Raw genomic sequence first — 26676 nt, forward strand, 5'->3', positions numbered from 1 at the left:
GTTTAATCGGGATGCCCGGCGGCGTCAACACCCTTTTATGACCCTTTTGTGCGATTTTTTTTGCGGGTCGTTTGCCAGTCCCGAAACCAGGCGAGAAAGCGAGGGATTCCCTCGTCCAGCGGCGTTTTCGGGGCGTAGCCGGTGAGCGCCGCGAGGGCGTCGATCGCGGCGAAGGTCTCGGCGACGTCGGCACGCGGCGTCGGCGCCAGGCGAATGATCGCGCGTCGGCCGAGCCCGGCCTCGAGCAGCGCGATCAGCCGCGTCACCGCCTCGCTGCGGTGATTGCCGATGTTGAAAAGGCGCGGTGGCGCGCCGGCCGGCGGCGGGCGATCGAGACAGCCGAGCACGCCGGCGACGATATCGTCGATATAGGTGAAGTCGCGCTTGAGCCGCCCGTCGCCATAGACGGTGATCGGCTCGCCAGCGGCGATCGCCTCGGCGAAGGCGAAATACGCCATGTCCGGCCGCCCCCACGGGCCATAGACGGTGAAAAACCGGAGGCCGCTCTGCGGCAAGCCGAAGAGATGGCCATAGGCCGCGCTCATCAGCTCGTCGGCGCGCTTGGTCGCGGCATAAAGCGAGGTCGGCTGATCGACGCGATCGCTCTCGGTGAACGGCAACGCCTGATTGGCGCCATAGACCGAGGACGAGCTGGCATAGACCAGGTGATCGAGTCGCGAAAGCCGCCTTGCGATCTCCAAGATCACGAGATGGCCCATCACATTGGCGCTGACATAGGCGTAAGGATCGACGAGCGAATGCCGCACCCCGGCCTGCGCCGCGAGATGGACGATGCGGCTGATCGCGGGAAACGCCGCGACCAGGTCCGCTATCGCCACGCGATCGGCGATGTCGAGGCGGCGAAACGTGAACCCGTCCCGCGCGAGCAGCCGCGCCAGCCGCGCCTCCTTGAGCCCGACATCGTAGTAGGGGTTGAGATCATCGACCCCTACCACCCGCTCGCCGCGCGCGAGCAGCGCCTCGGCGACGTGATAGCCGATGAAGCCGGCAGCCCCCGTGAGCAGAACCGTCACGCCGGCACCGCGAGCGGGCGCGCCACCAGCCGATCCTCGAGCAATTCCAAAAGCGCATGACCGAGCGCGATATGGCATTCCTGAATCCGCGCGGTCTCGCTATCGGGCACCAGCAGGACATGATCGCAGAGCTCGCGCGCCGGCAGCCCAGCCCCCCCAAGCAGCCCGACGGTGACGATCCCCATCTCACGCGCAGCCGAAAGCGCGCGGCAGACATTTTCCGACCGCCCCGACGTGGTGATGCCAAACAGCACGTCGCCGCGCCGGCCGAGGCCGCGCAGCGGCCGCTCGAACACCTGCGCGAAGCCGTAATCATTCCCCCCCGCGGTCAGCGCCGCCGGATCGAGCGTCAGCGCCAGCGCCGGAATCGATGGCCGCTCCACCTTGGGGCGCAGGCGGATCAGCATCTCGGTCGCGAGATGCTGGCTGTCGGCAGCCGAGCCGCCATTGCCGCAGAACATCAGCTTGCCGCCGCCGCGGAGCGACGCTTCTGCCGCATTCACCACCGCGACCACCGAAGCCGCCATCTCGTCGGCTATCCTGAGCTTGAGCGCCGCCGAGCGCCGCAGCATCGCCGTAAATCGTGCCTGATCGTCCATGTTTCGTCGCCTCTCGCGTTTCGACGTTAAGGGGTCAGCCTTGACAATTCCTTGATTGCACGGCGCCGCCGTCCAAGGTAGTGGCCTTTCTCCCCATCGAGACCCGCATCATGCGTCATTTTCCGATCTTTCTCGATCTTGCCGGGCGTCGGGCGCTGGTCCTCGGCGAGGGCGCGGCCGCCGCGCGCAAGGCCGACGCCTTGGCCGAAGCCGGCGCCGCGGTGACGCGAGTGGCCCGCTTCGCGCCGACCCGCTCCGCCCACGATTGTCTCGCCGGCGTTGCGATCGCGATCGGCGCCGAGGCGCCGGAAGCCGATCTCCATGCTTTGTCCGAGGCGGCGCAGGCGCTCGGCATTCCGGTCAACATCGTCGATCGTCCGGCGCTTTCGAGCTTCATCATGCCGGCACTCGTCGATCGCGACCCGCTGACCATCGCCATCGCCTCCGGCGGCGCGGCACCGGTGCTCGCGCGCCAGCTCCGCGCCAAGATCGAGGCGCTGATCCCGCCGGCCTATGGCCGTCTCGCGGCGTTTCTCGGGCGGGCGCAAGGCGAACTCCGCCGCCGCTTCCCCGATCTCGCGCAGCGCCGCCGGCTGATCGAGCGTCTGCTTGGCGGCCGGGTTGCGGCGCTGGTCTTCGCCGGGCGCGAGGCCGAGGCCGAAGCCGCGCTCGCCGCCGAACTCGCCGCGAGCGACAGCGGCGCGGGCGCCGACGGCGCGGACGGTGCCGGCGCAGGGATGGTGTTCCTGGTCGGCGCCGGGCCGGGGGCGGCCGATCTCCTCACGCTCCGCGCCCAGCGCCTGCTCGGCGAGGCCGATGTCATCGTCCATGACCGCTTGGTCGGCGATGCGGTGCTCGCGCTCGCCCGGCGCGATGCGACGCGGATCTTCGTCGGCAAGGCGCGCGCGCATCACTGCCTGCCACAGTCTGAGATCAATGCCTTGCTCGTCCGCCTGGCGCGGGAGGGGAAAAAAGTGGTGCGGCTCAAGGGTGGCGATCCTTTCATCTTCGGCCGCGGCGGCGAAGAGGCGGAAGCGCTGGCGGAAGCCGGCATCGCCTGCGAGATCGTCCCCGGCGTTACCGCCGCCTTGGCCTGCGCCGCCGCCGCCGGCATCCCACTCACGCATCGCGACGCCGCGCGCTCGGTGACGCTGCTCACCGGCCATGGCAAGGAGGGGGTGATCGATCTCGATTTCGCGGCCCTCGTCCGCCTCGGTGGCACGCTCGCGATCTATATGGCGATCACCGCGCTCCCGCGCCTCGCCGCCGGCTTCGCCGCCGCCGGCCTCGCGCCGGAAACCCCGGCGGCGCTGATCGAGCGCGGCGGCACACCGGCCGAGCGCCGGCTTTTCGCGCCCCTTCCCGAACTCGCCGCGCGTGCCCCGGCCTGGTCGAGCGGCGGGCCGGCGCTGCTGCTGATCGGCCCCGCCGTCGCCCGCACCGGCACGGCGACGCGCGCTGCGGCACCCGCGGATCTCACCACGATGCTCGCGTGAACTTGACTAACGCCCGGTCTCGCAACCACCCCATATCGCGTTAGACTTTGTTGATCCCCTCACGCAGACGGAAACTTGCTCATGGATGCTGGCCCGATCCCCTCCTCCCCCGCGCCACGCAGCCGCTGGCGGCCGGAAGGATGCGATCAGATCGCCCTCGTGCTGCAAGGCGGCGGTGCCCTCGGTGCCTATCAGGCCGGGGTCTATCAAGCGCTGCACGAAGCCGGGCTGGAGCCCGACTGGATCGCCGGCGTCTCCATCGGCAGCATCAACGGCATCATCATCGCCGGCAATCCGCCCGAGCGGCGGTTGGAGCGGCTCGAGGAATTCTGGGACACCATCACCGCGCGCCCAGTGGTGCCATTTCTCGACCATCGCCTGCTCGATGGCGATTTGCCGCGCCGCGCTTTCCATGGCCTCTCCTCCAGCCTCGCGATGACGCTCGGCCAGCCCGGTTTTTTCACCCCACGCGTGCCCAATCCCTGGCTTGCGCCCCGCGGCTCACGCGGCGCGACCAGTATTTATGACACTGCGCCACTTCGCGCGACGCTGGAGCGCTTGGTCGATTTCGATCTCTTGAACAGCCGCGCCGTGCGCTATGCCGCCGGCGCGGTTAATGTCGCAACCGGCAATTTCTATTTCTTTGATAGCGCCCATCAGGAAATCGGCCCCGAGCACGCGATGGCGAGCGGCGCGCTGCCGCCGGCGCTGCCCATGGTGCGGATCGGCACCGATTTCTATTGGGATGGCGGCGTGGTCTCGAACACCCCGCTGCAGCATCTCCTCGACCATGCCGGCAGCAGCAATCTCCTGGTGTTCCAGGTCGATCTGTTTGGCGCCCGCGGCCCGGTGCCGCGCGATATGTATGACGTCCTCGCGCGCCAAAAAGACATCCAATATTCCAGCCGCACCCGCATGGTGACCGATATGTTCATGCGGCTGCATCGCGATAAAATGACGATGCGTCAGCTTATGGCCAAAATCCCTGAAGAAAAACTCGACGAGTCAGAAAAAAAGCTCAAGAAGGAGCTTTCCAACCTGCCGGAAATCGCCATCCTGCACCTGATCTACCAGCAAAAGGCGCATGAATGCGAAAACAAGGATTATGATTTCAGCGCGTCCTCGATGCGCGATCACTGGAAATCCGGCTACCGCGACACCCGCGCCACCCTCCAGCACGAGGATTGGCTGCAAATGCCGAGCGAGGAACAGGGCATGGTGATGCACGACGTGCATCGGGCCATGGATTGACCTTCTTTTCTGAATGATCGGAAGAAGACGCCGCGGCATTGCCTTTTGGCTGCTGCTGCTGGCTTGGCCCGGCTTTGTCGTTGTCGCTCGGGCGGCGCCGCGGACCATCGCGGTCTCGCCGGACAACACCGATATCGGCTTTCGCCTTTATCTTTTCGGCTTCGTCCCCCTCGATGGGCATTTCACCCGCTTTGTCGGCAGTCTCACGGTCGATCCCGCGGATTCCGGCCATTGCAGCGTCACCGTCCGGGTTGACACCGCGAGCCTCGTCATGCCGAACAAAGAGGCGCTCAAGATCGCGCTCGGCGCCGATTTCCTTGATGCCGTCGATTTCCCAACCCTCGCTTATGACGGCGCCTGCCGCGCGATCCAAGGCGCGCCGCCTCGGCTCGAGGGGGTGCTCGTGATGCGCGGGCGCACCGGACCGCTTGCGTTCTCACTGCAGCCGGGCGCCGCCGCCTTCGTGGTCAGCGCCGTTCTCCACCGCGCCGCCTGGGGCATGGGCGCCCATCCGCTGCTTGCCGGCGACACGATCCGGCTTCGTGTCACGACCCGGCTTTTACCCTCGGCCCGGGAAGCCGCGCATTAACCATCGCGATTATCGCCGATCTGGACACGACTCGCCGGCAAGGGATAGAGAGTGTCCGGCATCATAATAGAGAATCGAGAGGAAGAGTCTTCTTTTTCTGAAGAAAAAGAAGCAAAAAGACTTTTATCCGCTGAGCATTGCCCACTCCAGGCAAACGGGACGAAAGTTTTTTGGTTCTTTTTTTCAAAAAAGAACGCCTTTCTTGCCTTTTTACCTCGTGACGACAGAAACCGGAACGCAGCATGAGTGATCTCTTCTCGGCCCTTCCTCCTTCGCCGCGCAAGCCCACGGCCGCGAAGGCGACCGACGAGGCCGCCGATTACTCGGCGCGCGACATCGAGGTCTTGGAGGGGCTGGAGCCGGTGCGGCGTCGCCCTGGCATGTATATCGGCGGCACCGATGACGTGGCACTGCACCATCTCGCCGCCGAAATCCTCGACAACGCCATGGATGAAGCCGTTGCCGGCCATGCCAGCGCCATCGATGTGACACTGGCCGCCGGCAATTTCCTCACCATTCGTGACAATGGCCGCGGCATCCCGGTCGATCCGCACCCGAAATTCCCGCGCCTCAGCGCGCTCGAGGTCATCCTCACCACGCTTCATTCCGGTGGAAAATTCAACGGCAAGGCGTACGCGACGGCCGGCGGGCTGCATGGCGTCGGGAGTTCCGTCGTCAACGCGCTGTCGGCGGAGTTCGAGGTCGAAGTGGCGCGCGAGCGCACGCTTTGGAAGCAGCGCTATGCCCGCGGCAAGCCACAGACGCCGCTCGAAAATGCTGGCCCCGTGCAAAATCGCCGCGGCACTTTGATCCGCTTCCGCCCGGATCCGGAGATTTTCGGCGCCCTCGCCTTCAGCCCGGCCCGGCTTTACCGGCTTTGCCGCTCGAAAGCCTATCTCTTCCGCGGCGTCTATCTGCGCTGGCGCTGTGACCCAAACCTGCTCACCGGCGAGGCTGCCGAAGTTCCGGCGGAGGCCGAACTGCATTTCCCCGGTGGCCTGCGCGACAGCTTGGAGGCCGAACTCGGCGCCACGGCTTTGGCCTCGCAAATCTTCGCCGGTGAGGCCCAACTCCCCCCCCATCTCCCGGGCGTGCGCGGCGGCCGGCTGGAATGGGCACTCGCCTGGCGTGACGACGAGGACGGCTTTCTCCATTCTTACTGCAACACCATCCCGACGCCGCAAGGCGGCACGCATGAGGCCGGGTTTCGCGCCGCCCTCCTCAAGGGTCTTCGCACCTGGGGCGAGCAGCGCGGCAACCGCCGTGCCGCCCAAATCACCGCCGACGATATTCTCGCCCCGCTCTGCGCGAAATTCTCCCTTTTCCTCGCCGAGCCGCAATTTCAGGGCCAGACCAAGGAGAAACTAACCACCTCCGAGGCAGCGCGTCTGGTCGAGACCGGACTGCGCGATCATTTCGACCATTTCCTCGCCGGCGATCCGGCGCAGGCCGATCTCCTGCTCGGCCATCTCATCGAGCGCGCCGAAGAGCGGCTCCGCCGCCGCGAGGCCCGCGAGACGCCACGCAAAACCGCGACCCGGCGGCTGCGTCTCCCCGGCAAGCTCACCGATTGCGCGCGCGAATCCGCCGCCGACACCGAAATCTTCCTCGTCGAAGGCGACAGTGCCGGCGGCTCCGCGAAACAGGCGCGTGACCGCGAGACCCAAGCGGTGCTGCCGCTGCGTGGCAAGATCCTCAATGTCGCCAGCGCGTCCGCCGATAAGCTACGCCAAAACCAGGAATTGCGTGATCTCATCGAGGCGCTCGGCTGCGGCGCCGGGTCACGCTTCGATGCCGCCAAGCTGCGTTATGGCCGCGTCATCATCATGACCGACGCCGATGTCGACGGCGCCCACATCGCCTCGCTGCTGATGACGTTTTTCTATCGCGAAATCCCCGAACTGATCCGCCGCGGCCATCTCTTCCTCGCCCAGCCGCCGCTCTATCGCCTGACGCAGGGCGGCGTCTCGCTTTACGCGATGGATGATGGCGAACGCGACAAGCTCCTCAAAACCGCGTTCAAACCCGCGAGCAAAGTGGAAATCAGCCGCTTCAAAGGGCTCGGCGAGATGCCCGCGAACATTCTCCGCCAAACCACGATGGACCCCAAGCGCCGCACGCTGCTCAAAGTCACCATCCCCGATGGCGCCGCCGCCGCCACCGAGGATCTCGTCGAACAACTCATGGGCCGCAAGCCGGAACTGCGTTTTCAGTTCATCCAGACCCACGCCCATGCCGTCGAAGCGCTGGACATCGATTAGTCTCCCGCCGAAAGGGCCGCCCCCTTCCGCCCGCTATTTCGGTGCCATGCGGATGGCGCCGTCGAGGCGGATGGTCTCGCCGTTCAGCATCGGGTTGGCGATGATGTGCATAGCGAGCGCCGCGAATTCTTCCGGCTGGCCGAGGCGGCGCGGGAAGGGAATGCTGGCGGCGAGGCTGTCTTGGACCTCTTGCGGTAGGCCGCGCAGCATCGGCGTTGCGAAAATCCCTGGCGCGATGGTGCAGACGCGGATCCCCGAACGTGCCAGGTCGCGCGCGATCGGCAGCGTCATGCCGACGATCCCGCCCTTCGACGCCGAATAGGCGGCCTGGCCGATCTGGCCATCGAACGCCGCGACCGACGCGGTGTTGACGATGACGCCGCGCGCGCCGTCGGCGAGCGGCGGCAGGGTCTCGGCGTCCGCCGCCATCAAGCGGATCAGGTTGAACGAGCCGATCAGATTGACCTCGATCACGCGACGGAAATCCTCGAGCGGCATCGGCCCGGCCTTGCCGACGACGCGCCCCGATTTGCCGATCCCGGCGCAGTTGATGAGAATCCGCGCCGCACCATGCTGGGCGCGGGCCTCGGCCACCGCCGCCTCGGCGCTTTCGGCGCTGGCGACGTTGCAAGCGAGCGCGATGCCGCCGATCTCGCTCGCGACCTCGGCCGCGCGCGCCGCGTTCATATCGAGAAGGGCGACCTTGGCGCCGGCCGCGGCCAGCGCCCTGGCCGTTGCCTCGCCAAGGCCGGAAGCGCCACCGGTGACCAGCGCCGCGGTGTTTTCGAGATCCATGATTTCCTCCGTGGTTCGTTGTCGGGGAGTCCGTGGCACGCGCTCCGGCGGCGGTCAATTGCCGTGCTGACACGGCTGGGCTAGACCGCGTGGCGTGCAACGCGCCCCGTTTCGAGGCCCCGTTTCGAGGAATGTCGCCATGGCCGTGATGCCCGATCACTGGATCCGCGAGATGGCGGAAACCACCCGCATGATCGATCCCTTCGTCGAAACCCAGCGCCGCGACGGGGTGATCAGCTTCGGGCTTTCGTCTTACGGCTATGACGCCCGCGTCGCCCGCGCCTTCAAGATTTTCACCAATGTCGACTCCGCCGTCGTCGATCCCAAAGCCTTCAGTCCGCAAAGCTTCGTCGATCGTGACAGCGACGTCTGCATCATTCCGCCCAACAGCTTCGCGCTCGCCCATACGGTGGAATATTTCCGCATCCCGCGCGATGTCGTCGTCATCTGCCTCGGCAAATCGACCTATGCCCGCTGCGGCATCATCGTCAACGTGACGCCGCTGGAACCGGAATGGGAGGGGCAGGTGACGATCGAGATCAGCAACACGACGCCGCTGCCCGCCAAAATCTATGCCGGCGAGGGCATTTGCCAGTTCCTGTTCCTCAAGGGCGATAGCCCCTGCGAAGTGAGCTATGCCGACAAAGCGGGAAAATATATGGGCCAGCGCGGCGTCGCGCTGCCCAAGCTCTAGAGGATTAGGATGGATTTCACGATGACGAATCTTCTTTTTCTGAAGAAAAAGAAGCAAAAAGACTTTTGTCCGGTTTTCTCCGGGGGGCAGTGCCGCAGGCACCGCGCAACCGGGGAAAAAGTTCTTTTTTTCAAAAAAGAACCCCTGTCATGGACCGCATCCTGATCCGCGGCGGCCGGCCGCTCACCGGCCGGCTTGCCATCGGCGGCGCCAAGAACGCGGCGCTGCCGCTGATGGCGGCGGGGCTTTTGACCGAGGAGCGGCTGGTGCTGGAGAATATCCCAGAGCTTGCCGATATCGATACCATGGCGAGCCTGCTTCTCGAAGCCGGCCTCACTCTCGAGCGCCAGGGCCGGCGTTGTGCGATCGGCGGGCGCATCACCCGCACCGAGGCGCCCTATGACATTGTGCGGCGAATGCGCGCCTCCGTCCTTGTGCTCGGGCCACTGCTCGCGCGCTGTGGGGAGGCGCGCGTGTCGCTCCCCGGCGGTTGCGCGATCGGGACGCGCCCGGTCGATCTCCACCTCAAGGGATTGGCGCAAATGGGCGCCGACATCCGGCTCGAAGGCGGTTATATCGATGCCCGGGTTGCGGGCCGGCTGCATGGCGCCGAAATCGTGCTGCCGTTTCCCTCGGTCGGCGCGACCGAGAATCTCTTGATGGCGGCGACGCTGGCCGAGGGTGAGACAATCATCGCCAATGCCGCGCGCGAGCCGGAAATCGGCGATCTCGCCGCCTGCCTCAACGCCATGGGGGCGGAGATCAGCGGGATCGGCAGCGACCGCCTGACGATCACCGGGGTTGCGCGCCTCCATGGCGCGACCCACGCGATCCTTCCCGATCGGATCGAGACCGGCACCTATCTCTGCGCGGTTGGCGTGAGCGGCGGTGAAATCCTGCTCGAAGGTGGGCAAGCAACCCATCTCGCCGCCCTCATCCGGGCTCTTGGCGAGGCCGGGGTCATGGTCGAGGAGACGGCGGCAGGGCTTTTCGCCCGGCGGATGGGGAAGCTCGTCGGCGTCGATGTCATGACCGAGCCCTATCCCGGCTTTCCGACCGACATGCAGGCGCAGTTCATGGCGCTGATGGCGGTTGCCGAGGGGGCGGCGATGATCACCGAGACGATTTTCGAGAACCGCTTCATGCACGTCCCCGAGCTCAATCGCATGGGGGCGCGGATCAACGTCCATGGCGCCTCGGCGATCGTGCGCGGGGTCGGCGGCGCGCTCTCCGGCGCGCCGGTGATGGCGACCGATCTTCGCGCCTCGGTCTCGCTGGTGCTCGCCGGCCTTGCCGCGCGCGGTGAGACCATCGTCAACCGCGTCTATCACCTCGATCGCGGCTATGAGGCGCTGGTCGAGAAACTCACCGGCTGCGGCGCCGCGATCGAGCGGCTCAAAGGGTGACCCCGGCGATGGGGCCGCATAGCTTCTTTTGTCTCGACGGCCATACCTGCGGCAATCCGGTGCGCCTCGTCGCCGGCGGCGCGCCGAGGCTCGCCGGTGCGACGATGAGCGAGCGGCGCGCCGACTTCATCGCCCGTTTCGACTGGATCCGCCGCGCCCTGATGTTCGAGCCGCGCGGGCATGACGTGATGTCGGGCGCCATCCTTTATCCCCCGCTCCGCGCCGATTGCGATGCCGCGATCCTGTTCATCGAAGTTTCCGGCGCCTTGCCGATGTGCGGCCACGGCACCATCGGGACGGTGACCATGGCGCTCGAACACGGCCTCATCACGCCAGCGCGCGAGGGCGAGGTGGCGCTCGACGCCCCCGCCGGGCGGGTCGTCGCCCATTATCGGCGCGAGGGGCGGTTCATCGAGGAGGTGCGGCTCTATAACGTTCCCGCGTTCCTCGCCGCCGCCGATCTTCGCGTCACCTGCCCGGGTCTGGGCGACATCACCGTCGATATCGCCTATGGCGGCAATTTCTACGCGATCGTCGAGAAGCAGCCGGGCTATGACGGGCTCGAATCGCTCTCGGCTGACGCTATCCTCCGCCTAAGCCCGGGGCTGCGCGACGCCGTCAACCGCGCGATCGCCGTCACCCACCCCGAGGACGAGACGATCCGCGGGGTTTCCCACATTCTCTGGGCCGGCGCGCCGCGCGATCCGCGAGCCAGCGCGCGGAACGCCGTCTTCTACGGCGCCCGCGCCATCGACCGCTCGCCTTGCGGCACCGGCACCTCGGCGCGCATGGCGCAGCTCGTCGCGCGCGGGCGGCTTCGGGTCGGCGACGAATTCATCCACGAAAGCATCATCGGCTCGCTGTTCGAAGGCCGTGTCGAAAGCGCCGCAACGGTCGGCGGCAAGCCCGCGATCCGCCCCAGCATCGCCGGCTGGGCACGCCTGCACGGGCTCAACACCATCCTCGTCGATCCGCGTGATCCGTTCTGGGCCGGGTTTCAGGTGGGGTGAGAAGAAGAAAAACAAGAAAAATGTTCTTTTTTGAAAAAAAGAACCAAAAAACTTTTGCCTGTTGGGCAGTGCCGTAGGCACTGCCCGTGTCGCGGCGTTGGCCGCGCCAAGAAACCGGGACAGAAGTCTTTTTGCTTCTTTTTCTGGAGAAAAAGAAGGAATTTACTGACTGATTTAATTGTTATATCATAATTTGACTTGAGACCGGACACAGGCGAGGAGGGTCGGATGTCTGAACCATCGTCTCTGGCGGTGCCGGTGGCACCAAGCCAGTCGCTTTCTTGGCGTGGTGTCTTGCGTGCGGCCCGCAATAACCCGCTCCAGCTCTGGACCGATAGCGCCTATGAGCAGGACGTCGAAAGGCAGAGTTTTCTCGGCAAGCCGCGCCTTCTCCTCAACGCGCCCGATGCCATCCAGCACGTGCTCATTCGCGAGGCGAACCATTTCCGCCGCACGGCCCCCTCCATCCGGCTGCTTCGCCCCTTCGTTGGACGCGGGCTTTTGCTCAGCGAGGGCGAACTCTGGCGCCGCCAGCGGCGGGTGATCGGGCCGACCCTCGCGCCGCGCGCCCTGCCGCCGCTAATGGGCGAGGCGGCGCGGGCGATCGCCGCCGCCCTGCCGGCGCTCGACGCCGCCGCCGCGGCCGGGACGCCGGTCGATCTCCTGGCGGCGATGCAGGCTCTCGCCCTCGACATCGCCGGACGCTCGATGTTCTCGGTGGCGATGGAGATGTTCGGCGTCGAAATGCGGCAAATGTTCAACACGGCGTCGCGAGACATCTCACGGCCGGATTTTTTTGACCTGGTGTTGCCGATCGGCATCCCGAGCCCGCGCGATGTCCGTCGCTGGTGGTTTCAGCGCCGCTGGATGGGCTTGATCAGCCGCATCATCGCCGCGCGCGAGGCCGCCGAGGGAACGGCCGGCGCCGATCTCTTCGACCTCCTGCGCGCCGCCTGCGCCGACGATGGCGCGGCGGGCCGCCGTCAGCTCCGCGACGAAGTGGCAACGATGATCATCGCCGGGCATGAAACCACGGCGCTGACACTATTCTGGTCGGCGATTCTCCTCGCCACCGCGCCGGAGGTGCAGGCGCGCATCGCCGCCGAGGCGGACGGTCTCGATCTCGGGCCGGAGGGCGCACCGGCGGCACAGGAGCGTCTCTCCTACACCCGCGCCGTGGTTAGCGAGGCGCTCCGCCTCTATCCCCCGGCGGCGGTGATCGTGCGCGAGGCGACGGCGGAGACACGCTGCGGCGCGCTCACCATCCCGCGCGGGACGCTGGTGTTCATCTCGCCCTGGGTGCTGCACCGCCATCGCAAGCTCTGGGCCGCGCCGGAGCATTTCGACCCCGAGCGCTTTCTCCCCGGCGCGCCGCCGGTCGCGCGCTTCGCCTATCTCCCCTTCGGCGCCGGCCCCCGGGTTTGCGTCGGCGCCCAGTTCGCGCTCGCGGAAGCGACACTGGTGCTGGCGACGCTCGCGCGACGCTTCGTGATCGAACGGCTGGACGCGGCGCCGGTGATGCCGGTCAGCGTGGTGACGACACAGCCCGACCGCGCGCCGCCATTTCGGCTTCATGCGCGATGAGTCTGCGGTTCGGCTGGCGTTGGAGCGCGGCGGGCCTGGCCCTCCTCCTGCTGATCGCCGCCGAGGCATCGCGGCCCTGGCTGCCGGGTGATCCCGCGCTGGCACGCCTGGTGCAGGCGACGCTGCCGGCGTCGCCGGGATGGGCCGAAGCCGTCTCCGCGCTCGGCGGTTTCCCGGCGGTGTGGCTTTTGCTGGTCGCAACCGCCGCCGGCGCCGCCTGGCTGCGCGGCGGGCGCGGGGTGGTCGCCGTCGCGCTCAGCTTCGCCGGTATGGTGCTGCTCGACCGGTTGTTGCGCCACCTCGTTTTCCAGCCGCGGCCGGAGCCGGGGCTCATTCGCGTCGTTGGCCATCCGCCCGGGTCGGCCTTCCCCTCCACTTTCGCCCTGTTGTTTGGTGCGACGATCGGGTGTTTCCTGTTCTGTGCGGCGTCGCGGCGGCGCTGGCTCTTGGTCGTTGCCGCTGTTCTCGCGCTCGTGCTCGGCTTCGCGGCACGGATCGCGCTTGGCGCCCACTGGCCAAGCGATGTGTTGGTCAGCTATTTCGCGGCGCTGCTGTGGAGCGGCGCGGTCTTGCGCAGCATGAAGAGCGCGGCGAGCGCGGAGAGGCACAGCCCGGCGGAGACGAGAAGCGCATAAAGCCCGAGCCGGTCGAGGATCAGGCCGAACAGTAAGGGCGCCAACGCCTGCGCCGCGCGCGCCGGGGCGCCGAGCCAGCCGGTGCGCGCGCCATAGCCCTCGGGGCCGAAAATCGCCAGCGGCAAGGTGCCGCGCGCGATCGTTAGAATGCCGTTGCCGGCGCCATAAAGCAGCGAAAACGCGACCGCGAGCGGCGCCCCCCACAGCGCCAGCAGCGCCGCGCCCAACGGGTGCAGCGCGGTCGCGATCCGCGCCGGGATCAGCGGATGGGTGCGGCGGAGAAACAGGAATTCGACGATCCGCGCCATCACCTGCGCCGGGCCGACCAGCGCCGCCGCGCCGATCGCCGCCGCCGGGCTCGCCCCCGCCATCTCGAGAAGCTGCGGCAAATGTGTCGCCATCGCGCCGGTGACGAACCAGGCGCTGGCGAAAACATAGGCAAGCAAGACCATCTCGCGGCGCTGATCGCGGGGCTCCCCCTCATCGGGCTTGGGCGCTGGCGGTGGCGCACGCGGCACCAGAAACGCGTTTAGCGGCAAGCCGAGCACGAGATGCAGCCCGGCCCAGGCGAGGCAGGCGCCGCGCCAGCCGAAATGCGCGGCGAGCACGGCACTGAGCGGCCAGCCGATGGTGGAGGCGAAGCCGGCGAACAAGGTGATCCCGGTGATCGGCCCGCGCGCGGCATTGCCGTAAAGCCCGGCAAGCGTCGCGAAGGCCGAATCATAAAGCCCGAGCGCCATCCCGACGCCGACCACAGCCCAAGCGGCAAACAGCGCAACCGGCCCATGCGCCAAGGAAAGCGCGCTCAATCCGACGATGAAGACGAGATTGGAGGCGATCAAGATCGGCCGCCCGCCGCGGGCATCGATGGCCCGACCCACCGCCGGCCCGCTCACCGCCGCGATCAAAAGCGAGGCGGAGACCGCGGCGAATACTGCCGTCCGGGTGGTTCCCGTTCCCTGCGCCATCGGTCCGGCAAGGATCGCCGGCAGATAATAGCTCGACGCCCAAGCCAGCGTTTGCGTGGTGCCGAGCGCGAAAATCACCTGCCCGGTGCGACGGCGCGCACTCACCCGCCCGCGAGCGCCGCTTCCACGCCGGCGGCGATGGCAAATAGCCGGGCGTCCCCCATCGTCTCGCCGACCAGCATCAGCCCCGCCGGTGCCTCGCCGGGGGTGTGACAAGGGAGGCTGATCGCGCAGCGGTCGAGGAAATTGAACAGCGAGGTGTTGCGCAGCGTCTGCAGATTGACGCGCTGATAGGCGTCGTCATCGGCGACATCGGCGATGCGTGGCGGCGCGATCGGCACCGTCGGCAGGATCAGGGCATCGAAGCCAGCGGTTTCGGCATCCATCGCCGCGATGATGCGCGCCCGCGCCACCATAAGATCAACATAGTCGGCGGCACGTGGTTCGGCGCCGCGCAAAATGCGGGCGGCGACACGCTGGTCATAGAGCGCGGCATGCTCGGCGAGCAGCTGACGATGCCACGCATAGGCTTCCGGGGCGCTGAACCCGCCCAAGCGGTTCGCTGCTGGAATGTCTTCGAGCGGGGGGAAAACGCGGCTCTCGATCCGTGCCCCGCGATCGCGCAAAATCGAACAAGCGCGCTCGAACGCGTGGGCGATCGCCGGGTCGAGACCCGCCATCGCGTGCCCTTCCGGGATCGCGAAGCGTCGTCCGCTGACCGGGAGCGGCGCTGGCGGCTTGGCGGTGATCGCCCCCGCCATGATGGCATCGAGAATGGCGCAGCAAGCAACGCGCGGCGCCAGCGGCCCGACCGAATCGAGGGTTTCCGAAAGCGGCAAGACGCCGTCGCGCGGGATCCGCCGTGCCGTCGGCTTATAGCCGGTGATGCCGCAAAATGCCGCCGGAATGCGACAGGAGCCACCGGTATCGGTGCCGATCGCGGCAGCCACCATGCCATCCGCGACGGCAACCGCCGAGCCCGAGGAGCTGCCGCCCGGGACATGCCCGATCTCCCGCCGCCAGGGGCTGCGCGGCGTGCCGTAATGCGGGTTGAGGCCGAGGCCGGAATAGGCGAACTCGGTCATGTTGGCGCGGCCCACGGGGATGAAGCCTGCGGCGATCAGGCGCGCAACAATACTCGCATGGGCCGCAGCCGGCGGCGCCGCGGCGAGCACGCGCGAGCCCGCCGGGGTCGGCTCGCCGGCGATATCGAACAGATCCTTGAGCGCGATCGGAATGCCGGCGAAGGCCGAGGGCGCCCTTCCCGCCGCGCGCAGCCGGTCGATCGCCTCGGCGCTGGCGCGCGCGGCCTCGGCATGGACCTTGATAAAGGTCTGCGCCCCTTCGCCGGCGGGGTCTCCGATGCGCGCGAGCGAACGTTCAACGAGCGCGCGCGCGGTGAGCGTGCCATCGGCGAGGCCGGCGGCGATGTCGAGCAACGTTTCCATGGCCGAAATCCTGCCCCGCCCCCATCGGCGCGTAAAGGGGGTGTTGCGGAAGGGCGATGGTGTTCAGTCGGCGGTTCTGGCCTGCAAAAGGTCGCGGATTTCGCCGAGCAAGGTCTCGGTCCTGCTCGGCCCGGTGGCCGGCGGCGCGCTATGCAGCCGGAGCCGGGTCAGCGCCTTGATCACCCAGAAGATCGCGAAGCTGACGATCAGGAACTGGATGATGGCGTTGATGAAGAGGCCGAAATTGATCGTCGCCGCGCCGGCCGCCTGGGCTTGGGTGAGCGAAGCATAATGCTTCCCATCGAGGGGGAGGAAGACATTGGAAAAGTCGATCCCACCGATGAGCGCGCCGAGCAGCGGGTTGAAGATGTCTTTCACCAGGCTGTTGACGACGCCGGTGAAAGCCGCGCCGATCACGATGCCTACCGCGAGATCGACCACGCTCCCGCGCATGATGAAGGCTTTGAATTCCGCGAGCCAGGAGGGCGAGCGAAGGTGGGGAAGACTGGTGGCCATGGGGTCCTCCGGTGGCGCCAAGGCCGGCATACTTGCCGGCCAGCCATGCCCAGCATAGCGGCGTCGGGCGCATCATGAAAGCGTGATGAGAGGTCAGACGGCGATGAGCCCTCCGGCCGCCGCGAGTTCGGCGAGGTGGTGGTCGGCATCGCCGAACAGAAGCTCGATCATCGTCATGCGTTTGAAATAATGGCCGACCTTGTATTCCATCGTCATGCCGATGCCGCCATGGAGCTGGATCGCCTCCTGGCCGACTTTATGGCCCGAACGCCCGATCTGGATTTTCGCCGCCGCCATCGCCCGCCGGCGCTCGGTGGCGTCCGCCTCTCCGGCCATCATCGTCGCGAACATCGCCATGCTGCGCGCCTGCTCGATCGCGACCAGCATATCGACGGCGCGGTGCTGCAACACCTGGAATTGTCCGATGGCACGGCCGAATTGCTTGCGGGTGCGGAGATAATCGAGCGTCACTTCGTGCATCGCCGCCATCACCCCGACCGCCTCGGCGCAGAGCGCCGCGATCGCCTCATCCACCACCCGCGCGATGACGGGAAACGCCTCGCCCGGCACGCCGAGCGGTATCGCTTGCGTGTCGCTCAACGAAATTTCCGCGGCCCGCGTGGCATCCTGCAAGGCATAGCCGCGCCGCGAGACGCCCGGCGCTTTGGCATCGACGAGAAAAAGCCCGATCCCTTCATGCGCGCGCTGCGCGCCGGAAACACGCGCGCTGACGATCAGCCGATCCGCATGTTCGCCAGCGAGGACAAGGGATTTCTCGCCGCTGACGCGCCAGACGCCGGCGCTTTCGCGCGCACGCGTGGTGACATCGGCGAGATCGTAACGCGCCTGCCGTTCCGCGTGCGCGAACGCCAGGCGGAGCGTGCCGGCGGCGATCGCCGGGATCAGCTCGGCGCGCTGCGCCGGGCTCGCCGCGTGGCGCAAGAGGCCGCCGGCGAGCACCACGGTCGCGAAATAGGGCTCGAGCACGAGGCCGCGCCCGAACGCCTCCATGACGATCATGGTCTCGACCGCGCCGCCGCCGAACCCGCCATCGGCCTCGGCGAACGGCAAGCCGAGAAGCCCCATTTCGGCATATCGTGCCCAGAGATCGGGCGAAAACCCCTCGGACGTTTTGAGATATTTCTTCCGCTGCTCGAAATCGTAATTTTGGAGGATGAGCTTTTCGACGCTATCCTTGAGCAGCGATTGTTCTTCGCTAAGATCGAAATCCATGTTTCCCTCAGAGCCCGAGAATCGCCTTGGCGATGATGTTGCGCTGGATCTCGTTCGAGCCGCCATAGATCGAGATCTTACGCCAGTTGAAGTAGGTGGGGGCGGCGGGGGCGGCATAATCCGGGCCGATCGGCGGCTCGTTCCAGCCTTCTTCGAATTGCGGCTGATAGGGCATGGCGTAAGGACCAACCACGTCCATGAGCAATTCCGTCGTCGCCTGCTGGATTTCCGAGCCCTTGATCTTGAGGATCGAGGAGGCGGGATCGGGCTTGCCGCGGGCGCCGCGCCGCTCATTGGCAACGACGCGCAACTGCGTCAGCTCCAGCGCTTTCAATTCGACCTCGACGGCGGCCAGCTTTTCGCGAAACCGCGGATTATCGATCACCCGTTGCTCGCCGACGCGCTCGAGAGCCGCGAGTTCCTTGATACGCCGGATGCGTTCTTTCGAGGTGCCGACGCGGGCAATGCCGGTGCGCTCGTTGCCGAGCAGGAATTTCGCGTAATCCCAACCCTTGTTTTCTTCTCCGACGAGGTTTTCGAGCGGCACCTTGACATCATCGAAGAACACCTCGTTGACCTCATGCCCGCCATCGATGGTCTGGATCGGACGCACCGTGATGCCGGGCGATCGCATGTCAATGAGCAGGAATGAAATGCCTTCCTGCGGCTTGGCAGAAGGATCGGTGCGCACGAGACAGAAGATCCAATCCGCATATTGCGCGAGCGTGGTCCAGGTTTTCTGGCCATTGACGACGTAATGATCGCCATCGCGTTTCGCACTGGTGCGCAGACTCGCAAGATCGGAGCCCGAGCCCGGCTCGGAAAATCCCTGGCAAAACCAGATATCGATATTGGCGATCTTGGGCAGGAACTCGTGTTTTTGCCGCTCATTGCCAAACGTTGCGATGACCGGCCCGACCATGCTGACATTGAACGGCAGCGGCGGCGGCACGTTCGCCTGCTGCATCTCATCCTGATAGAAATAGGTCTGGATCGGGCTCCAGTCGCGCCCGCCCCATGCCTTGGGCCAATGCGGGACAGCAAGCCCGCGCGCGTTCAGAAAGCGCTGCGAGACAACCATCTCATCACGTGAAAGATGGCGTCCCTCGCTCGCTTTGCGCCGGATCGCCTCGGGAAACTCGTTGCGAAAGAAATGCCGCATTTCGTCGCGAAAAGCGATCTCTTCCTTGGTGAACGCGAGGTCCATGAGCGAAACTCCCAGATGAGAAAAGGCAAGAGAGACTCTTCTTTTTCTGAAGAAAAAGAAGCAAAAAGACTTCTATCCTTTGGGCAGTGCCTGCGGCACTGCCCGTTTCGTAAAGATGGGACAAAAGTTTTTTGGTTCTTTTTTTCAAAAAAGAACTCTCCCTCAGAAAATCTCGAACAACCCGGCCGCCCCCATGCCGCCGCCGATGCACATGGTGATGACGGCGCGCTTGGCGCCACGCCGGCGGCCCTCGATCAGCGCGTGCCCAGTCATACGCGAGCCGCTCATGCCGTAGGGGTGGCCGATGGCAATCGAGCCGCCATCGACATTGAGGATATCGCTGGGAATGCCGAGCCGGTCGCGGCAATAGAGCACCTGGCTCGCGAAGGCCTCGTTCAGTTCCCAAAGATCGATATCGTCCATCTTCAGCCCCTGACGCTGGAGCAGGCGGGGGACGGCGAAGACCGGGCCGATGCCCATCTCGTCAGGCTCGCAGCCAGCGACGGTGAGACCACGAAAGGCACCGAGCGGCGTCAAGCCACGGCGCGACGCTTCGCGGTCTGACATCACGACGCAGACACTGGCGCCGTCGGAGAGCTGGCTCGCGTTGCCGGCGGTGATGAAATGCTCCGGCCCGCGCACCGGCTTCAACGCGGCGAGCCCGGCGAGCGTCGTCTCCGGCCGATTGCCCTCATCCTGCTCAAGGGTGACCGGATGGTGGGAGACGGCACCGGTTTCCTTATCGACGACGGCTTTTACCGTACTCATCGCGACGATCTCCTCGGCGAGCCTGCCTTCCCGCTGCGCCGCGGCGATGCGTTGCTGGCTTTGCAACGCGTATTCATCCTGCGCCTCGCGCGAGACTTTATAGCGCGCGGCGACGATATCGGCGGTTTCGATCATCGGCATGTAGATCGCCGGCTTGTGCGCCTCTAGCCACTCATTGCGGGCATGATGGCGATTGGCGTGGTCTTGCACCAGGCTGATTGATTCGAGCCCGCCGGCGACCGCGACCGGCACGCCATCGACGATGACGCGCTGAGCGGCGATCGCGATCGCTTGCAGACCCGAAGAGCAAAAGCGATTAACCGTCATCGCCGAGACGCTAACCGGGAGCCCGGCGCGCAACGCCGCCTGGCGCGCGATATTGCCGCCGGTCGCCCCTTCCGGCATGGCGCAGCCGAGCACCACTTCCTCGACGTCACCGGGCTCGATCCCGGCGCGGCTCACCGCGTGGCGGATGACATGGCCGCCGAGATCGGCGCCATGCGTGAGATTGAAGGCGCCGCGGCCGGCTTTGCCAATCGGCGTGCGGGCAGTGGCGACGATGACGGCTTCGACCATGGTGGGCTCCTCTCTATGACGCCGGCGCGGGCGCGCCGGGGGTGTGTTGGCTCGCTTCTTGCTCGATCAGATCCCGTTTGGAAAGCTTGCCGACCGGCGTGCGCGGCAGGCTGGCCCGAAATTCGAGCGCGGTCGGCAATTCGTGGCGCCCGAGCTTGTCGGCGAGAAAGGCGCGCAATTCCTCGAGCGTGAACGGCTCCGCGCCCTCTCGCAGGGTGACGAACGCTTTCGCCGCCTGGCCGCGATAGGGATCGGGCACGCCGATCACGATGACCTCGGCAACCGAAGGGTGCTCATAGATCGCGTTTTCGATCATCGTCGGATAGACGTTGAAGCCGCCCGAGATGATCATATCCTTCTTGCGATCGACGAGGAAGAATTGCCCTTTTTCGTCCATATAGCCGATATCGCCGGTCAGGAGCCAGCCATCGACGAAAGCGCTCTCGGTTTCTTCCGGCCGTTTCCAATAGGCTTTGGTGACATTCGGTCCCTTGATGCGGATTTCACCGCGCTCACCGGGAGGAAGAACGCGGCGCGGATCATCGAGGGCGACGATGTCCATCTCGATCCCCGGCAATGGCACGCCGATCAGCCCCGCGGTATAGATCTGGCCGGGCATCAGCGAGGTACCGGCGGGTGCGGTTTCGGTCATCCCCCAGCCGCCGCCGAGGCGATGGCCGGTAAGCTTCTCCAGCCGCTCAGCCACCTCTTGCGGCAACGGCGCGCCGCCGGAACCGATCGAGCGCAGCGAAGACAAATCATATTTCTCGATATCGGGATGATTGGCGAGCGCGATCCACATCGTCGGCACGCCAGGGAAATTCGTCGCGCGCTTTTCGCTGATATCGCGGAGCGTGGTTTCCGCATCAAAGCGAATCCTCAACAACTGCTCGACGCCGTTCCTGATGCCAAGCAAAAGCACATTGGTCAGCGCATAGATATGAAAATAGGGCAACACGCCGATGATTTTATCGTCCGGCCGCGATGCCCGCCCATTGCCAGCAAGCCAAGCATTATAAATCGCGACGGCGCTGGTGAAATTGCCATGCGTCAGCATCGCCGCGCGCGGCAGACCGGTGGTGCCGCCGGTATATTGCAAAACGGCGACGTCATCGGGCGTCAGAGACGGCCATGCAAGCGGCATCGGCGTCTCGCCCAAGGTTGCGAAGTCGATCGCGCCTTCGGGAAGCGGCGAAAGCGGAACCGGGATTGCCCCCCAGGCGTCGGCGGCGCCGACCACGAGATGCGCCGCAACCCCGTCCCGCGCCAACGTGGCTGCGTTTGTCAATAAGTTCGCGAGATTGGCGGTGATCAGAATGCGCGACTCGCTATCCTCCATCTTATAGCGGAGCGCGCGCAGCGGATCGAGGGGCGAGAGATGGACGACACGCGCGCCCGTGCGGAGCACCGCGAAAAACGCGATCGGATGATAGGGGAGATTGGCAAGATAAAGCGCAACCGAGCGTCCTGGCCCGGCGCCCAAGCGCGCAAGGCCGGCGGCGGCGCGCGCGACGGCGGCGCCAAATTCCGCGAAGCTCATGCGATGGCCATTGAATTCGAAAGCCGGCCGGTCGCCATAGGCGGCGACCGCGTCATCGAGCATGTCCGTGAGCGTGCCGGCCGCGATCTTCGTCCCCCAGTCGAGGCCCGGCGGATAGATCGCTTCCCAGGGATGCGGACGTGAGCCGCTCATCGCTGCGCCCCTTTCGTCAAACGGCGATGGTCTGCACCGGAAGAGCCGCGAAACCTTGGCCCGATGCCGCGAGTTTTTCGAGCAAGGGCGCCGGCTTCAAGGTTTTGTCGGGGCTCGTTGCGGCATACTGGGCGAGCCGGTCGCGGATCTGCGGCAAGCCCACCTGATCGGCATAAAACATTGGCCCGCCGCGCCAGACCGGCCAGCCATAGCCATAGATCCAGATGATATCGATGTCGCTCGCGCGCATCGCCATGCGTTCCTCGAGAATGCGGGCGCCTTCATTGATCATCGGATAGATCATGCGCTCGGTGATTTCGGCGGCGCCGATCGGGCGGCGGGTGATGCCGCGTTTTTCCGAGGCCGCGAGGATGATTTTCTCGACCTCGGGATCGGGCATCGGCGTGCGTGAGCCCTTCTCATAGCGATAATAGCCGGCGCCGGTTTTCTGGCCGAAACGCCCGGCTTCGCAGAGCGTGTCGGAAATTTCCGCTGTCACCCCGCGTGCCTTCCTGATGCGCCAGCCGACATCGAGCCCGGCGAGATCCCCCATCGCGAACGGGCCCATCGGAAAGCCGAAGGCGAGCACCGCGGCATCGACATCCCAGGGCAGCGCGCCTTCGAGCAACAACATCTCCGCCTGCGTCGTGCGCCGCGCCAGCATGCGGTTGCCGACGAAGCCGTCGCACACGCCGACCACCGACGTCACCTTGCCGATACGCCGGCCGATGCCGAGCGCGGTTGCCAGCGCAGCATACGAGGTCTTGCGCGCGCGCACGATTTCAAGAAGCCGCATAACATTGGCGGGGCTGAAGAAATGCATCCCAAGCACGTCCTCGGGGCGCTTCGTTGCGGCGGCGATTTCGTTGATGTCGAGCGTCGAGGTGTTGCTCGCGAGCAAGGCGCCTTGCTTGGCGAGGCGATCGATCTCGGCGAACACACGGCGTTTGAGATCCATCTCCTCAAACACCGCCTCGATCACGAGATCGCCCTCGGCGACGGCGCCGAAATCGATCGTGCCGGAAATCTGCGCCATGCGTTTGTCCATCTCGGCCTGGCTCAGGCTGCCGCGCGAAATCGCGATGCGGTAATTCTCGGCGACCCGGTCGAGCCCGCGGGTTAGCGCCGCCTGCTCGGTTTCGATCACCCGCACCGGGATCCCGGCATTGGCGAAACACATGGCGATGCCGCCGCCCATCGTGCCGGCGCCGATGACGACGGCGCGGGCGATCGGCTTTTCCTTGGTGTCGGCCGGCATGTCGGGGAGCTTCGCGGCCTCGCGCTCGGCGAAAAAAACGTGCCGCTGGGCTTTCGATTCGGGGCTCCCAAGCAGGCCCATGAACAGCGCCAGTTCCTTTTTCTGCCCCTCCTCGAAAGGCATGGTGACAGCGGCGCGCACGGCGTCGACACAGGCTTTCGGCGCCGGCAGACCGCGGAGACGCTGGAGCTGCTTTGCGACCGCGCGGTCGATGACGCTGGGATCGGCCTTGGCGGCGGCGAGCTTGTCGTCGCGATCGCGCACGCGCGGTGGTTTTCCCCCGGCCTTCATCACCTCGCGGGTGAAATCGAGGGCGGCGGCGCGGAAATCCCCCTCCAAAACGGCGTCGAGCGCGCCCATGGCCAAGGCTTTTGCCGCCGGCACCGGATCGCCGCTGACGATGATCTGTGCCGCAGCCTCCGCGCCGACCAGGCGCGGCAGGCGCTGGGTGCCGCCCGCGCCGGGCAGCAGACCGAGCTTGACCTCCGGCAGGCCGACGCGTGATCCGGGTGCGGCGACGCGATAATGGCAGCCGAGCGCCAGCTCAAAACCGCCACCGAGCGCCAGCCCGCTGATCGCGGCGATCACCGGCTTTGCCATCGCATCGAGGAGCGCGACGACATCGATCAGGCTCGGCGGCTGGCGCGGCGTGCCGAATTCGCTGATATCGGCGCCGGCGGAAAAGGCGCGCGCGGTGCCAATCAGCATCACCGCCTTCACCGCATCACTGTCACGGGCTTTTTCGATGGCGGCGACGAGACCGCTCCGGAGCGCGTGGCTCAGCGCATTCACCGGCGGATTATCCATCGCAATGATCGCGATCGCGCCGCCGTCTGTGGTTTCGTAATTCACCACCGCATTGATATTGCCCATGATCATTTCCTCCGCCGTTCGATCTTGTCACACTTCTAGCCATTCCTGGCGAATTTTCGCATTCGCCGAAAATTCCGCCGCCGTGCCCTCAAACACGATGCTGCCATGACCCATGATATAGAGCCGTTGCGCGAGTTCGAGGGCGATCGCGAGTTTCTGTTCGACGAGCAGGATCGTCACCCCGCGGCGCGCCACCTCGGCGAGGAGATCGCGCACCCGCGCGACCATCATCGGCGCCAGCCCCTCGGTCGGTTCATCGACCATGATCAGGCGCGGATTGCCCATCAGGGTGCGGCAGATGGTAAGCATCTGCTGCTCGCCGCCCGAAAGCGCGCCGGCCGGCGCCGCCGCGCGCTCGCCAAGGCGCGGGAACAAAGCATAGGCGTCGGCCAGCGCAAAGGCCGCTTGGCCTCGATGCACGCCGCGCTTCTCGCCGAGCAGCAGGTTTTCGGCGACCGTGAGATCGGGGAAAATGGCGCGATCCTCGGGGACATAGCCGAGCCCGCGGCGGGCGATCTCATGGGGCGCGAGGGTGCTGATGTCCTCGCCCTTGAAGCGGATCGCGCCGGCGCGCGTAACCCCGCCCATGATCGCCTTCAGCGTCGTCGAGCGGCCGGCACCATTGCGCCCGAGCAGGGCGACGATCTCGCCCTCGCCGATCGCAAGCGTAACCCCGCGCAGAACCTGGCTCTTGCCGTACCAGGCGTCGAGGTCGCGGATCTCGAGCATCATGTCAGAACCTCCGCCGCGGCGCCAAGATAGGCGGCGCGCACCCGCGCATCGCCGCGCACCGTCTCCGGCGGGCCGGAGGCGATCACCCCGCCATCGGCGAGCACGGTGATGGCATCGGCGAGGTCGAACACGACGGAGAGATCATGCTCGATCATCACCAGCGTGCGCCCGGCGGAAAGCCGGCGCAGCAGCGCGACGGCGCGTTCGGTTTCGGCGCGGCTCATGCCGGCGGTCGGCTCGTCGAGCAGGATGGTATGCGCGCCGCCGACGAGGGCGAGGCCGATCTCGAGCGCCCGCTGCTCGGCGTAGGCGAGCGCGCCGGCGGCAACGTCGCGCCGCGGGCCGAGATCGAGAAGCGCCAGCATCTCCTCGATGCGCGCGGTAAGGTCGGCGAACCCGTCGATCCGGCGCCAGAAGGCATGGCCGCAGCCGGAGACGCGCATGCCGGCGATGCGCAGATTCTCGAACACCGAAAGCCGCGGAAACAGGCTCGTCACCTGAAAACTGCGGGCAAGGCCGCGGCGGAAAATCGCGTGCGGCGAAAGCCCGGTGATGTCCTCGCCCGCGAGCCAAACGCTGCCGCGATCGAGCCGGAGGCGGCCAGTGATGAGATGAAATAGCGTCGATTTGCCGGCACCGTTGGGGCCGATGATGGCATGGCGGGTGCCGGCCGGAATGTCGAGCGAGACATCGCGCAGGATCGAGGTCGCGCCAAAGCTTTTATAAAGCCCGCGGAGCGAGAGGGCGGGCTCGCTCATGAAACGCCCCTCGCCGCGTGCGCCGCCGCCTCCTGCCAGGCGGCGCGCGCCGGCGGCGCAAGGCGGCGGAGAAGAACGGCGCCGAGGAGGAACAGAGCCAGCGGGATCAGCCATTGCGCGGGTTCCGTCGGCTGAATGGCGAGGCCGAACAGGCGCCCGGCCTTGGCCCCGCCGCGCACGGCTTGCAACCGGTAGGCGAGTTCGGCAAGCCCCACCACCCCCGCAAGCGTCAGCGCCATCGCCGGCAATAGCGCGAGATAAGGGCCGAGCAACCGCGCACCAACGCCGGCACGCAGGATCGGCGCATGGCTTTGGATGATCCCGGAAATCCCCCCCGGCGCCCAGAGCACCATGGTAACGAAGATCAGCCCGGAATAGAGCTGCCAGGCGTCCGTCACGGTGCCGAGCGCGACCTGCAGCAGCGTCACCACCACGGCGCCGATCACCGGCCCAGAAAATGTTCCGACGCCGCCGATATAGGTCATCAGCAAGACCGCCCCCGAGGCCGCCGAGCCGATATTGGAGACGGTCATGATCTCGTCGTTCAGCGCCTGCATCCCGCCCGCGACCCCGGCGAAGATCCCGGCGAGGAGAAAGGTTAGAAACCGGATGCGCGCCGGGTCGTAGCCGAGAAAATCGACCCTGAGCGGATTGTCGCGAACGGCATTGGCGAGCCGCCCGAGCGGCGTCCTCGTCACCCCCCACATCAGCGCCGCGGCGATCACGGCCCAAGCCGCGAGCACGTAGTAGATCTGCAAGGCCGAGCCGAAATCAAAGCCGAACAGCGCCGGGCCGCCGGAGCGATCGCCGGAAACCCCCTCCTCGCCGCCAAACCATTGCGGGATCATCACCACCAGGGCGACGGCGAGTTCGGCGATGCCGAGCGTGATCATCGCAAACGAGGTGCCTTCGCGGCGTGTCGCGAGCCAGCCGGCGGGAAGTGCTGCGAGCCCGCCGCCAATAGCGCCAGCGAGCGGCAAAAACACCACCGGGAGCGCCAAGCCACCATCGACCAGCTTCAAGAGATGCAGGCTCGCAAAGCCGCCCAGGCCGAAAAACACCGCATGCCCGAAATCGAGCATCCCCGCCTGGCCGAGCAACATGTTGAAGGAGAGCGCGAAAACGATGGCGATCGCCATGCGGTTGAGGAGCGAGAGGCCAAACCCACTGGTGAGCAGATGCGGCGCGACCAGGGCGATCACGATCGCCGCGCCCCAGAACAGGGCGGCGCCGCGCACGCCGCGGCGCATCCCGCTCTTGCCGGCGCTGGCGATGGCGAGAGGGTCCGCCAT

25 protein-coding genes are annotated in these 26676 nt (G+C 66.4%); 11 read left to right on the forward strand and 14 right to left on the reverse strand.

What is annotated here, in order from left to right:
• Positions 1-35 precede the first annotated feature (35 nt).
• Both DEF76_RS13295 and DEF76_RS13300 read right to left on the reverse strand, forming a co-directional pair.
• Positions 36-1034 (reverse strand): NAD-dependent epimerase/dehydratase family protein, encoded by a 999-nt coding sequence (locus tag DEF76_RS13295; RefSeq protein ID WP_114912746.1) that lies wholly within the window; start codon positions 1032-1034, stop codon positions 36-38.
• Positions 1031-1633: a D-sedoheptulose-7-phosphate isomerase gene (locus DEF76_RS13300; protein WP_114912747.1), complete on the reverse strand. Its 603-nt coding sequence runs from the start codon at positions 1631-1633 to the stop codon at positions 1031-1033. Before DEF76_RS13300 ends, DEF76_RS13295 begins: the two co-directional genes overlap by 4 nt.
• Before the next feature lie 110 nt (positions 1634-1743).
• On the opposite strand from DEF76_RS13300, the gene cysG reads away from it, so the two are divergent.
• From cysG to parE, 5 genes are all read left to right on the forward strand, one after another.
• Positions 1744-3129 (forward strand): siroheme synthase CysG, encoded by a 1386-nt coding sequence (gene cysG, locus DEF76_RS13305; RefSeq protein ID WP_114913880.1) that lies wholly within the window; start codon positions 1744-1746, stop codon positions 3127-3129.
• An 81-nt stretch (positions 3130-3210) separates the two neighbouring features.
• Positions 3211-4380, forward strand: coding sequence for a patatin-like phospholipase family protein (locus DEF76_RS13310; protein WP_114912748.1), 1170 nt, complete (start codon positions 3211-3213; stop codon positions 4378-4380).
• A 13-nt stretch (positions 4381-4393) separates the two neighbouring features.
• The gene (locus tag DEF76_RS13315; protein WP_114912749.1) at positions 4394-4969 is read left to right on the forward strand and encodes a YceI family protein; all 576 of its coding nucleotides are present in this window, start codon (positions 4394-4396) and stop codon (positions 4967-4969) included.
• Between the two features lie 51 nt (positions 4970-5020).
• The gene (locus tag DEF76_RS19460) at positions 5021-5215 is read left to right on the forward strand and encodes a hypothetical protein (RefSeq protein WP_162800657.1); all 195 of its coding nucleotides are present in this window, start codon (positions 5021-5023) and stop codon (positions 5213-5215) included.
• Positions 5212-7230 (forward strand): DNA topoisomerase IV subunit B, encoded by a 2019-nt coding sequence (parE, locus tag DEF76_RS13320; protein ID WP_114912750.1) that lies wholly within the window; start codon positions 5212-5214, stop codon positions 7228-7230. The genes DEF76_RS19460 and parE overlap by 4 nt, the downstream gene beginning before the upstream one ends.
• 33 nt (positions 7231-7263) lie before the next feature.
• Here the strand turns inward: parE and DEF76_RS13325 are convergent, their stop codons facing one another.
• Positions 7264-8025, reverse strand: coding sequence for an SDR family NAD(P)-dependent oxidoreductase (locus DEF76_RS13325; protein WP_114912751.1), 762 nt, complete (start codon positions 8023-8025; stop codon positions 7264-7266).
• A gap of 139 nt (positions 8026-8164) precedes the next feature.
• Between DEF76_RS13325 and dcd the strand changes: the two genes are divergently transcribed.
• The 6 genes from dcd to DEF76_RS13350 all read left to right on the forward strand — a co-directional run bounded on the left by dcd (position 8165) and on the right by DEF76_RS13350 (position 13354).
• Entirely contained in the window at positions 8165-8719 is a 555-nt protein-coding gene (dcd, locus tag DEF76_RS13330; protein WP_114912752.1) for a dCTP deaminase, read from the forward strand.
• Positions 8720-8740: 21 nt separating this feature from the next.
• The gene (locus DEF76_RS19465) at positions 8741-8884 is read left to right on the forward strand and encodes a hypothetical protein (RefSeq protein WP_162800658.1); all 144 of its coding nucleotides are present in this window, start codon (positions 8741-8743) and stop codon (positions 8882-8884) included.
• On the forward strand, positions 8869-10125 hold the full coding sequence (gene murA / locus DEF76_RS13335) for a UDP-N-acetylglucosamine 1-carboxyvinyltransferase (protein ID WP_114912753.1): 1257 nt from the start codon (positions 8869-8871) through the stop codon (positions 10123-10125). Before DEF76_RS19465 ends, murA begins: the two co-directional genes overlap by 16 nt.
• Positions 10122-11135, forward strand: a complete 1014-nt coding sequence (locus DEF76_RS13340; protein WP_456303836.1) for a 4-hydroxyproline epimerase — start codon at positions 10122-10124, stop codon at positions 11133-11135. Before murA ends, DEF76_RS13340 begins: the two co-directional genes overlap by 4 nt.
• A 228-nt stretch (positions 11136-11363) precedes the next feature.
• Complete coding sequence (locus tag DEF76_RS13345) at positions 11364-12719, forward strand: cytochrome P450 (RefSeq protein WP_114912754.1); 1356 nt, start codon at positions 11364-11366, stop codon at positions 12717-12719.
• Entirely contained in the window at positions 12716-13354 is a 639-nt protein-coding gene (locus DEF76_RS13350; protein WP_114912755.1) for a phosphatase PAP2 family protein, read from the forward strand. The genes DEF76_RS13345 and DEF76_RS13350 overlap by 4 nt, the downstream gene beginning before the upstream one ends.
• On the opposite strand, the gene DEF76_RS13355 is transcribed toward DEF76_RS13350, so the two are convergent.
• The 11 genes from DEF76_RS13355 to DEF76_RS13405 form a co-directional block, all read right to left on the reverse strand.
• On the reverse strand, positions 13255-14427 hold the full coding sequence (locus DEF76_RS13355) for an MFS transporter (RefSeq protein WP_114912756.1): 1173 nt from the start codon (positions 14425-14427) through the stop codon (positions 13255-13257). The two genes, DEF76_RS13350 and DEF76_RS13355, sit on opposite strands and share 100 nt — an antisense overlap.
• Positions 14424-15770 (reverse strand): amidase, encoded by a 1347-nt coding sequence (locus DEF76_RS13360; protein ID WP_114912757.1) that lies wholly within the window; start codon positions 15768-15770, stop codon positions 14424-14426. Before DEF76_RS13360 ends, DEF76_RS13355 begins: the two co-directional genes overlap by 4 nt.
• A gap of 63 nt (positions 15771-15833) precedes the next feature.
• Positions 15834-16286 carry a large conductance mechanosensitive channel protein MscL gene (gene mscL, locus DEF76_RS13365; RefSeq protein ID WP_114912758.1) on the reverse strand — a complete coding sequence of 151 codons (453 nt, stop codon included), beginning with the start codon at positions 16284-16286 and terminating at the stop codon, positions 15834-15836.
• A gap of 93 nt (positions 16287-16379) precedes the next feature.
• Positions 16380-17519, reverse strand: coding sequence for an acyl-CoA dehydrogenase family protein (locus tag DEF76_RS13370; protein ID WP_114912759.1), 1140 nt, complete (start codon positions 17517-17519; stop codon positions 16380-16382).
• 7 nt (positions 17520-17526) lie between these two features.
• Complete coding sequence (gene pimC / locus DEF76_RS13375) at positions 17527-18726, reverse strand: pimeloyl-CoA dehydrogenase large subunit (protein WP_114912760.1); 1200 nt, start codon at positions 18724-18726, stop codon at positions 17527-17529.
• 162 nt (positions 18727-18888) lie between these two features.
• Complete coding sequence (locus DEF76_RS13380) at positions 18889-20070, reverse strand: acetyl-CoA C-acyltransferase (protein ID WP_114912761.1); 1182 nt, start codon at positions 20068-20070, stop codon at positions 18889-18891.
• 13 nt (positions 20071-20083) lie between these two features.
• Complete coding sequence (gene pimA / locus DEF76_RS13385; RefSeq protein WP_114912762.1) at positions 20084-21763, reverse strand: dicarboxylate--CoA ligase PimA; 1680 nt, start codon at positions 21761-21763, stop codon at positions 20084-20086.
• A 16-nt stretch (positions 21764-21779) separates the two neighbouring features.
• The gene (locus tag DEF76_RS13390; protein WP_114913882.1) at positions 21780-23894 is read right to left on the reverse strand and encodes a 3-hydroxyacyl-CoA dehydrogenase NAD-binding domain-containing protein; all 2115 of its coding nucleotides are present in this window, start codon (positions 23892-23894) and stop codon (positions 21780-21782) included.
• Positions 23895-23921: 27 nt separating this feature from the next.
• Positions 23922-24626 (reverse strand): ABC transporter ATP-binding protein, encoded by a 705-nt coding sequence (locus tag DEF76_RS13395; RefSeq protein WP_205216001.1) that lies wholly within the window; start codon positions 24624-24626, stop codon positions 23922-23924.
• A complete protein-coding gene (locus DEF76_RS13400) occupies positions 24623-25384 on the reverse strand; it encodes an ABC transporter ATP-binding protein (RefSeq protein WP_114912763.1) in 762 nt (253 codons plus the stop codon). Before DEF76_RS13400 ends, DEF76_RS13395 begins: the two co-directional genes overlap by 4 nt.
• Positions 25381-26676 (reverse strand): branched-chain amino acid ABC transporter permease, encoded by a 1296-nt coding sequence (locus DEF76_RS13405; protein WP_114912764.1) that lies wholly within the window; start codon positions 26674-26676, stop codon positions 25381-25383. Before DEF76_RS13405 ends, DEF76_RS13400 begins: the two co-directional genes overlap by 4 nt.

It is taken from the genome of Acidibrevibacterium fodinaquatile, from assembly GCF_003352165.1.
GTDB classification, from domain to species: Bacteria; Pseudomonadota; Alphaproteobacteria; order Acetobacterales; family Acetobacteraceae; genus Acidibrevibacterium; species Acidibrevibacterium fodinaquatile.